We start from the raw sequence: 7,578 nt of genomic DNA, 5'->3' as shown, positions 1-7,578 counted from the left end.
TAGCGTTAGCGAAGCACCGAAGCGAAGCGTAGTGCGGAATGCCCCGACCCTTGCGTCAGCAAGGGGCACGCCCAAAATAAAACTATCTTTGTCGTTCATCTAAATTATACTGTTTAATTTTTCTGTACAATGTGCGTTCAGAGATACCTAATTCCTTGGCTGCTTTTCGCCTGTTACGATGATGCTTTTTTAATGCTGCAATAATTGTAGCAATCTCCTGCTGCTCTAAAGAAAGAGTTTCTTCCTGTGCAGGTTGTGCTTCTGCTTCTACAATAGAAGCATCGTGAAATTCCCCCTCCTCTGTCAAATGTGCAAAATTATCGGTATCCAAAAGTAGTTTGGGATAGGGTGTTTTAGCTATATCAGGTTTGTTTTGCAGTAGTTGTGCTACTACTTTTTTAAGCTCATTAACATCTTTTTTAAGGTCAAATAAAACCTTGTAGAGGATTTCACGTTCAGTGAGAAAGTCTTTATTACTAAAACTTTCTGCTGTAAGCGTAGGCAAGCCTGATACAGAGGTACTTTTTACAGTATTTGCAGAAAGGTATTGCGATAAAATTTCAGCCGAAACATAATTTTCAGGAACAAGAATGGTCATCTGCTCAACGACGTTTCTAAGCTCACGCACATTTCCCTTCCAGGGGTGTTTAAGTAAAATGGGTTTAGCATCTTCTTCTAACCGCAGCGCACTTACGCGATTATGCTTTAAGGCAAATTCGTAAGCAAAGTATCTAAACAGTTCAATGATATCCTCGCCCCGTTCTCGCAAGGGGGGAATGTATAAAGGTACAGTATTTAGCCGATAATACAAGTCTTCTCTGAATTGTTTTTTTTCAATGGCTTGTGTAAGGACAACATTTGTAGCAGCTACAATACGTACATTGGTTTTTTGTATCTTACTACTACCTACTCGTATAAATTCTCCGTTTTCTAATACTCTAAGCAGTCTTGCTTGGGTCATGAGGGGCATTTCGCCAATTTCATCTAAGAAAATAGTGCCTCCGTTAGCAGTTTCAAAATAACCTTTACGAGCCTCTACGGCACCTGTAAATGCACCTTTCTCATGCCCAAAAAGTTCGGAATCAATTGTTCCTTCGGGAATAGCCCCACAGTTAACAGCAATAAAGGGATAGTTTTTTCTTGGACTAAGTTGGTGAATAATTTTAGAAAATACTTCCTTACCTGTACCACTTTCTCCTAAGATAAGTACAGAAACATCTGTAGAAGCGACCTGTGCAGCTGTTCTTAAAGCGTGTATCAACCTAGGCGCATTTCCAATAATGTTAAACCGTTTTTTTAGAGCTTCTATATCTACATCCATCACTGACAAAAATACAAATTTAGTTTGTATGTTTTTATGATAAGGGCAAAACTGTATTGTTTTGGAATTCCATTTAAAATTAAACTAACTTTTTGAACTTTTTTACAAGTTTGTTTCTTTAATTTGCACACACAAGTATGAAAACACATGAAATTGAATTCGTCTTTGAAGAGAAACATAAACAGCCTAGAATTATTAAAGCAGTTGAAGGGGAAACTATATTAGAAGCTGCGCTAGATGCAGGAATACATATACAGCATAATTGCGGTGGCGTATGTGCTTGTACTACTTGCCATGTCTATATCCAAGAAGGAATGGAAAACTTATCTGAAATGCAAGAAAAAGAACAAGATCGCATAGATTTGGCAGATAATGTTACTTTGGAGTCTCGTTTAGCTTGTCAATGTCAAGTATTTGGTAGGGTAAAAGTATTAGTTCCCGACCAAAGTGTTTATTTAGGACACTAGTTAAAATTGTACAGTCAAAAATTGATATTTTTGCCTGCATGAAATTATGGCAAAAAGGCTTTGAAATCAGTAAAGAAATTGAGAACTTCACGGTTGGCAAGGACCGTGAAATGGACTTGTACCTTGCCCCACATGATGTGATAGGTTCAATTGCCCATATTACGATGCTGCAAAGCATCGGCTTGCTAACTCAAGATGAACTCTCTACACTAAAAAAAGAACTGATTGCTTTGTACTATGAAATCGAAAAAGGTAATTTTGTGATTGAAGAAGGAGTAGAAGATGTTCATTCACAAGTAGAATTGCACTTAACTCGTAAGTTAGGTGAGGTGGGCAAAAAGATTCATAGTGGGCGATCTCGTAATGACCAAGTACTATTAGATCTAAAACTTTTTATTCGCAAAGAAATTGAAAACACGGTTCATCTTGTCAAGGAATTATTTGATACACTTATTGAGCTAAGTGAGAAACATAAGCATGTTCTTATACCAGGGTATACGCACTATCAAATTGCTATGCCCTCTTCTTTTGGGCTTTGGTTTGGTGGATATGCTGAAAGCTTAGTAGATGACTTAATTACACTGCAAGCCGCTTACCGAGTAGCAAATAAAAATCCGTTAGGTTCTGCGGCAGGATACGGTTCATCTTTTCCGCTCAATCGTACAATGACTACACGGCTGCTGGGTTTTGAACAGCTCAACGTCAATGTAGTTTATGCTCAAATGGGAAGAGGAAAGACAGAACGGATTGTAGCACAAGCTATGGCTAACGTTGCGGCTACCTTAGCTAAACTTGCCCAAGATGTATGCTTGTATATTTCTCAAAATTTCGGCTTTATTACCTTTCCTGACGCACTAACCACAGGTTCAAGTATCATGCCACATAAAAAAAATCCTGATGTTTTTGAACTTGTACGCGCTAAGTGCAACAAAATTATGGCACTCCCCAATGAAATTAGCTTAATTACTGCCAATTTAGCATCAGGATATCACAGAGATTTACAACTTATCAAAGAAAACTTCATTCCTGCTTTTGCTGAACTTAATTCTTGTATTTATATCACTAATTACGCCATCAGTCAAATTATTATTAAGGAAAACATTTTAGAAGACAAACGATATGAACACCTGTTTAGCGTAGAGGTAGTAAATGATTTAGTATTAAAAGGCGTTCCTTTTAGAGAAGCTTACCGTATAGTAGCTGAACAGATTCAAAATGGTACATTTAATCCACCTAAAGAAGTCAAGCACACTCATGAAGGAAGTATCGGCAATTTACAAAATGCTATTATTCAACAGGAGATGCAGAGAGTTTTAGAGAGTTTTCCTTTTGAACAGGTCAATAATGCTATAAATCAACTTTTACAACAATAAAATAATGTGGTATAGGAGCTGGTTTGATAGCCCTTATTATCATCTTTTGTATCAACACCGAGATGTACAGGAAGCAAAACAGTTCATTGATGTTCTAACTGACTTTTTATTATCAGAAGGGCACGTAAAAATAGGGGATTCTTGGTTGGACACAGCTTGCGGTACAGGCAGACATGCAATATACTTAGCTCAAAAGGGCTTCCAAGTTACAGGTATAGACCTATCCCCCAATAACATTGAACAAGCTATAAAACAGAGCAGAAACCTGTCTAATATTCAATTTTTTGTGCAGGACATTCGTCAGCTTTTACCCACTGTATTTGAAGTAGTGAGCAATCTTTTTACCTCATTCGGATATTTTGACAATGATGAAGAGAACGTACAAGTAGTCAAAAACTGGGTCAAGCAAAGTAATAACATCATCATTTTAGATTACTTTAATTCTGAATACGTCATGCAAACACTCATTCCGCATGAAAAAGTGGTAAAAAAAAGCATTACTTTTTACATTACTCGCCGTATAGAAGATAACACAGTAATAAAAACCATCACATTTGCAGACCAAGGTAGAAACTATCTTTTTGAGGAGCGTGTCAAATTGTATTCATCTAAAACTTTAATACACTTTTTTCAACAGGCAGGTGCTTCAATTCTTGCCCAATGGGGAGATTACCAAGCTCATTCGCAAGGTAAAAGATGCATCTTGATAGCCAAAAAGATAAAGAATTAACATAATTTTGCTTTAACTTTATTAAGTAGGAAAATGAAAGCGCAAAGACTTATTCGGATTGTAGTAGGAATTGTAGCAATATTGAGCTTACTGCATCTCATTTTTTGGTTGACGGACACAACCTATATCTACAAGGCACTTATTTTTAACTATGCAGATATTGACGACTATAAAATTTTTCATAATCGTACTATAAAAGCAAAATCACCTGAACCTTTACCTGTTCGTAAGAACAAAAATATATCACCTTCGTTACAAAAGCTTCATGACTCTCTTAAAACAGTTGCCTTTTTGGTAGTTAAAAATGATACCATTGTTTATGAGCAGTATGCAAAGCCTTATCATGAGCATGCTTTATCTAATTCCTTTTCTATGGCTAAAAGCGTAGTTAGTATTTTAGTAGGTATTGCTTACAAAGAAGGTCTAATCAAAAGTTTAGATACACCTGTACATGAGTATTTACCTGAATTCAAAGAAGGGGATAAAGCCAAAATTACCATTCGCCACTGTTTAATGATGGCATCAGGACTTAATTTTCAAGAACGATACAACAGTCCTTTTAATCATACTACTGAATCTTATTACGGTACAGATTTACGCAAATTGGTACGAAAATTAAAAGTCATTCATACGCCTGGTACTGTACATCGCTACAAAGGTTCTGATCCTTTAATTTTATCATTTATTTTGAATAAAGTTACAGGTAAAACCGTTAGCGAATATATGAGCGAAAAATTATGGACCCCTATCCATGCCGTTGATGATGCTTTGTGGAGCTTAGATAAAGAAAACGGCGATGAAAAATCATACTGTTGTATCAATAGCAATGCTCGGGATTTTGCCCGAATTGGACTGCTTTATCTACATAAAGGAAATTGGAAAGGTAAGCAAATTGTAGATACTCAATATGTTGAACAATCGCTAACTCCTTTACCTATACCTGATGAAAAGGGAAACAAAGCCGAATATTACGGCTATATGTGGTGGTTGATGTCATATAAAAACCAGTCTGTATTCTATGCTCGTGGGATATTAGGTCAATTGATTATTGTTATTCCTTCCAAAAACATTGTAATAGTTAGACTAGGAGAAAAAATTGGAAAAAAAGACGGAATTCATCCCATAATCATCAAAAAAATGATTGACGAGGTATTAGAATGGTAAAAATTTGAATATCAACTTTTTATTTGCAAAAGTCAAGCACATTTTTTTTACCTAATAAATATATCATACTTTTGTACCAATAATTCTCTGTATGGAAAAAGCTATTTTCATCTTATCTGTGTTCATTTTTTTTGTTTTGGCAGGATGCAGCAATAAAGAAACCAAACAACGAAGAGAAGTAAGCATAGCCTATGCTAATGCCATGGCGCAGCAGGATTATGAAACGGCTAAAAAATACTGTACAGAAGAAAGCAAAAAAAAAATTGACTATATTAAAGGAGTAGGAATAGAGCAGCAAACTAAGGTTACTCGCTCAAAATACATTTTTGTATCTGAAACCGTTTATGACAATAAGGCTACCATTAAGCTCAAAGATGCTGCAAATCAAAACCAAGAGGTAGAAATTTTCTTAAAAAAGCAAAATGGAAAATGGTTGGTTACCATAGAAAACCAGGAGAATTTTATGAAATAATCATGAAAATAATAACCTATAACATCAATGGCTTACGCGCCGCAATACGCAAAAACATTTTACATTGGATAGAGCAGCAAAACGCCGATATTTTATGTCTACAAGAAACTAAATTACAAGCACATCAAATTCCGAAAGAGCTGCAGTGGCTACGAATCCCCTATCTAACTTATTGGTCGCATGCTCAAAAGCCAGGCTATAGCGGTGTAGCTGTATTTACTCAATTCAAACCTATGGAAGTTATAGAAGGAATAGGCATAAAAGAATTTGACATAGAAGGCAGAACCTTGACACTTGTATATGAAAAATTTTGTGTAGTCTGTGCATATTTTCCGTCAGGTTCAAGCGGTAGGTTATCTTACAAACTTAGACATTTAGAAGCCTTTAAATCTTATATGGAACGACTAAAAAATAAACACGCACATGTCTTAATTTGTGCGGATGTCAACGTTTGTCATAAGCCGATAGATATACATAATCCAAAAGAAAACGAAAATAAATCTGGTTTTTTGCCCGAAGAGCGAGCTTACATTGATGCGTTTATAGACTTGGGATATTTTGATACATTCAGGCAGGTTAATTCTTTACCTCACCAATATACGTGGTGGGACTTACGTACAGGGGCTAAAAAGCAAAATAAAGGCTGGCGAATTGACTATATCTTTGCTACAAATAATCTTAAAAACAAAATACAAAATGCTTTTTTAATCCCCCAAGTGAATTTTTCTGACCACTGTCCAATGGTTTTAGAAATTGAAATTTGAAGCTGATACTCTAAAAAGTTCAAAGCACGTACATTAAATTACAACCTCTTAGTTCGCTGTAATCTAATCTACCTAATACCTCAAAGCTGCCGTTTTCATATACCTTGCCAATGTCCTGAGTTTGGATAAATGGACAAGAATACAAGTTAGCTGCGTCAATGATATTCAAAACCCCTGAGCTCTTTTGACTATTTACTGTGAAAGGATCGTTAATTTCTGTGGTATATATGCGCATCCACGCAGGGGCGTGAAAATGCACACCATCATAGCAATATGCTTGGCTAAGGAGTTCTGTCATTCCGTATTCTGCGTAAATAGTATGAATTTGAAACTGCTGTTTTAAGAATTCATGTAATTCTTGGCGTATCCATTCTTTTTTTCGCCCTTTCATACCCCCTGTTTCCATGACTATTGCTGAAGAGGGCAAAGCAATAGGATATTTCGCTGCAAAATCTAACAAAGCAAAAGACACACCGATTAAAAAAATATTCTCTTCATTTTGAATAGCTTTTTCTATACTGTTTTTCAAACTTTCAAAGTCGTGAATAAAAAAACCACTGTGCTGTGTACCAAACTGTTCTATCAAATACTTCATCATATACACTAATGAAGCATGGGGGCGCTCTAAATATCCAGGTAAAAGACACAAAAACGTGTATTTTTCAGCAGTGAAAAAACTTCTAAAATGTTTAATTATGCTTTGGTGGTAGTATTCAAGGTCAATAACATAATGTTTAGAAGGTATAGATTGTGTAGTAGAGCTACTCTCAAAATGCAAAGTGGGCTTAAATGTAGGAAGGTATATTGCATGCTTTCTAAACAAAGTAATTGGCAAGGTTGGAATTTGAGTATAATCTTGAGGGCTACTGTTGTACTTAATCAGTTGCAGGTAATGAGCATATACAGGATTGTACTTTTTATGAAAGTGAAACAGCTCTATAAAATAGGTATTCCAATCTGTGGAATTTTGCCAAAATGGGCAAGACAGCATACAGCAAAGTTACAATAGCATATCAAGATATCTTTGCAAAGATAACATAGTTTGTTTGTAAGGACTTTACAATTTTGTACGTTGTGTTTGAAGCTACAAAGGTCTAAATATCTTACATTTTCAGCTCAATAAGCCATTTACAGACCTACGAGGGATAATTTTGTAAAGATTAAGTTTTAATTTTAGTTCTTTTGGGCGTGCCCTTGTGGGCGTTTCGCTTGCGCTCATGCCCACAAGGTCGGCGTGCTACGGGCTACGCTGACGCTTCGGTGCTACGCTTCGCTCCGCACCGTGCT

The 7,578-nt window shown here is 36.1% G+C and carries 8 protein-coding genes; 6 read left to right on the top strand and 2 right to left on the bottom strand.

Annotated elements, in window-relative coordinates; genetic code table 11:
- Positions 1-82: 82 nt before the first annotated feature.
- The gene (locus NZ519_09815) at positions 83-1,321 is read right to left on the bottom strand and encodes a sigma 54-interacting transcriptional regulator (protein ID MCS7029049.1); all 1,239 of its coding nucleotides are present in this window, start codon (positions 1,319-1,321) and stop codon (positions 83-85) included.
- 137 nt (positions 1,322-1,458) lie between these two features.
- Here NZ519_09815 and NZ519_09810 point away from each other — a divergent pair, with 137 nt between their 5' ends.
- From NZ519_09810 to NZ519_09785, 6 genes are all read left to right on the top strand, one after another.
- Entirely contained in the window at positions 1,459-1,788 is a 330-nt protein-coding gene (locus NZ519_09810) for a 2Fe-2S iron-sulfur cluster-binding protein (protein MCS7029048.1), read from the top strand.
- A 38-nt stretch (positions 1,789-1,826) separates the two neighbouring features.
- Positions 1,827-3,161 carry an argininosuccinate lyase gene (gene argH, locus NZ519_09805; GenBank protein MCS7029047.1) on the top strand — a complete coding sequence of 445 codons (1,335 nt, stop codon included), beginning with the start codon at positions 1,827-1,829 and terminating at the stop codon, positions 3,159-3,161.
- A gap of 4 nt (positions 3,162-3,165) precedes the next feature.
- On the top strand, positions 3,166-3,891 hold the full coding sequence (locus NZ519_09800; protein MCS7029046.1) for a class I SAM-dependent methyltransferase: 726 nt from the start codon (positions 3,166-3,168) through the stop codon (positions 3,889-3,891).
- Between the two features lie 33 nt (positions 3,892-3,924).
- On the top strand, positions 3,925-5,055 hold the full coding sequence (locus tag NZ519_09795) for a beta-lactamase family protein (protein ID MCS7029045.1): 1,131 nt from the start codon (positions 3,925-3,927) through the stop codon (positions 5,053-5,055).
- Between the two features lie 91 nt (positions 5,056-5,146).
- Positions 5,147-5,527, top strand: coding sequence for a hypothetical protein (locus NZ519_09790; protein MCS7029044.1), 381 nt, complete (start codon positions 5,147-5,149; stop codon positions 5,525-5,527).
- A 2-nt stretch (positions 5,528-5,529) separates the two neighbouring features.
- Positions 5,530-6,291 (top strand): exodeoxyribonuclease III, encoded by a 762-nt coding sequence (locus NZ519_09785; protein ID MCS7029043.1) that lies wholly within the window; start codon positions 5,530-5,532, stop codon positions 6,289-6,291.
- Between the two features lie 19 nt (positions 6,292-6,310).
- On the opposite strand, the gene NZ519_09780 is transcribed toward NZ519_09785, so the two are convergent.
- A complete protein-coding gene (locus NZ519_09780; protein MCS7029042.1) occupies positions 6,311-7,282 on the bottom strand; it encodes an acyl transferase in 972 nt (323 codons plus the stop codon).
- Positions 7,283-7,578: the final 296 nt, after the last annotated feature.

The sequence above is a fragment of the Bacteroidia bacterium genome (genome assembly GCA_025056095.1).
Lineage (GTDB): Bacteria > Bacteroidota > Bacteroidia > JANWVE01 > JANWVE01 > JANWVE01.
Note: the sequence above shows the minus strand (reverse complement) of the source record. Positions and strands in the feature narration are given on the sequence as shown.

What these genes read in the sequence shown, in the direction of transcription:
- NZ519_09815 (MCS7029049.1), bottom strand. Translation starts at nt 1,321, where the DNA reads ATGGATGTAGATATAGAAGCTCTAAAAAAACGGTTTAACATTATTGGA.
- NZ519_09800 (MCS7029046.1), top strand. Translation starts at nt 3,166, where the DNA reads ATGTGGTATAGGAGCTGGTTTGATAGCCCTTATTATCATCTTTTGTAT.
- NZ519_09810 (MCS7029048.1), top strand. Translation starts at nt 1,459, where the DNA reads ATGAAAACACATGAAATTGAATTCGTCTTTGAAGAGAAACATAAACAG.
- NZ519_09790 (MCS7029044.1), top strand. Translation starts at nt 5,147, where the DNA reads ATGGAAAAAGCTATTTTCATCTTATCTGTGTTCATTTTTTTTGTTTTG.
- NZ519_09785 (MCS7029043.1), top strand. Translation starts at nt 5,530, where the DNA reads ATGAAAATAATAACCTATAACATCAATGGCTTACGCGCCGCAATACGC.
- argH (MCS7029047.1), top strand. Translation starts at nt 1,827, where the DNA reads ATGAAATTATGGCAAAAAGGCTTTGAAATCAGTAAAGAAATTGAGAAC.
- NZ519_09795 (MCS7029045.1), top strand. Translation starts at nt 3,925, where the DNA reads ATGAAAGCGCAAAGACTTATTCGGATTGTAGTAGGAATTGTAGCAATA.
- NZ519_09780 (MCS7029042.1), bottom strand. Translation starts at nt 7,282, where the DNA reads ATGCTGTCTTGCCCATTTTGGCAAAATTCCACAGATTGGAATACCTAT.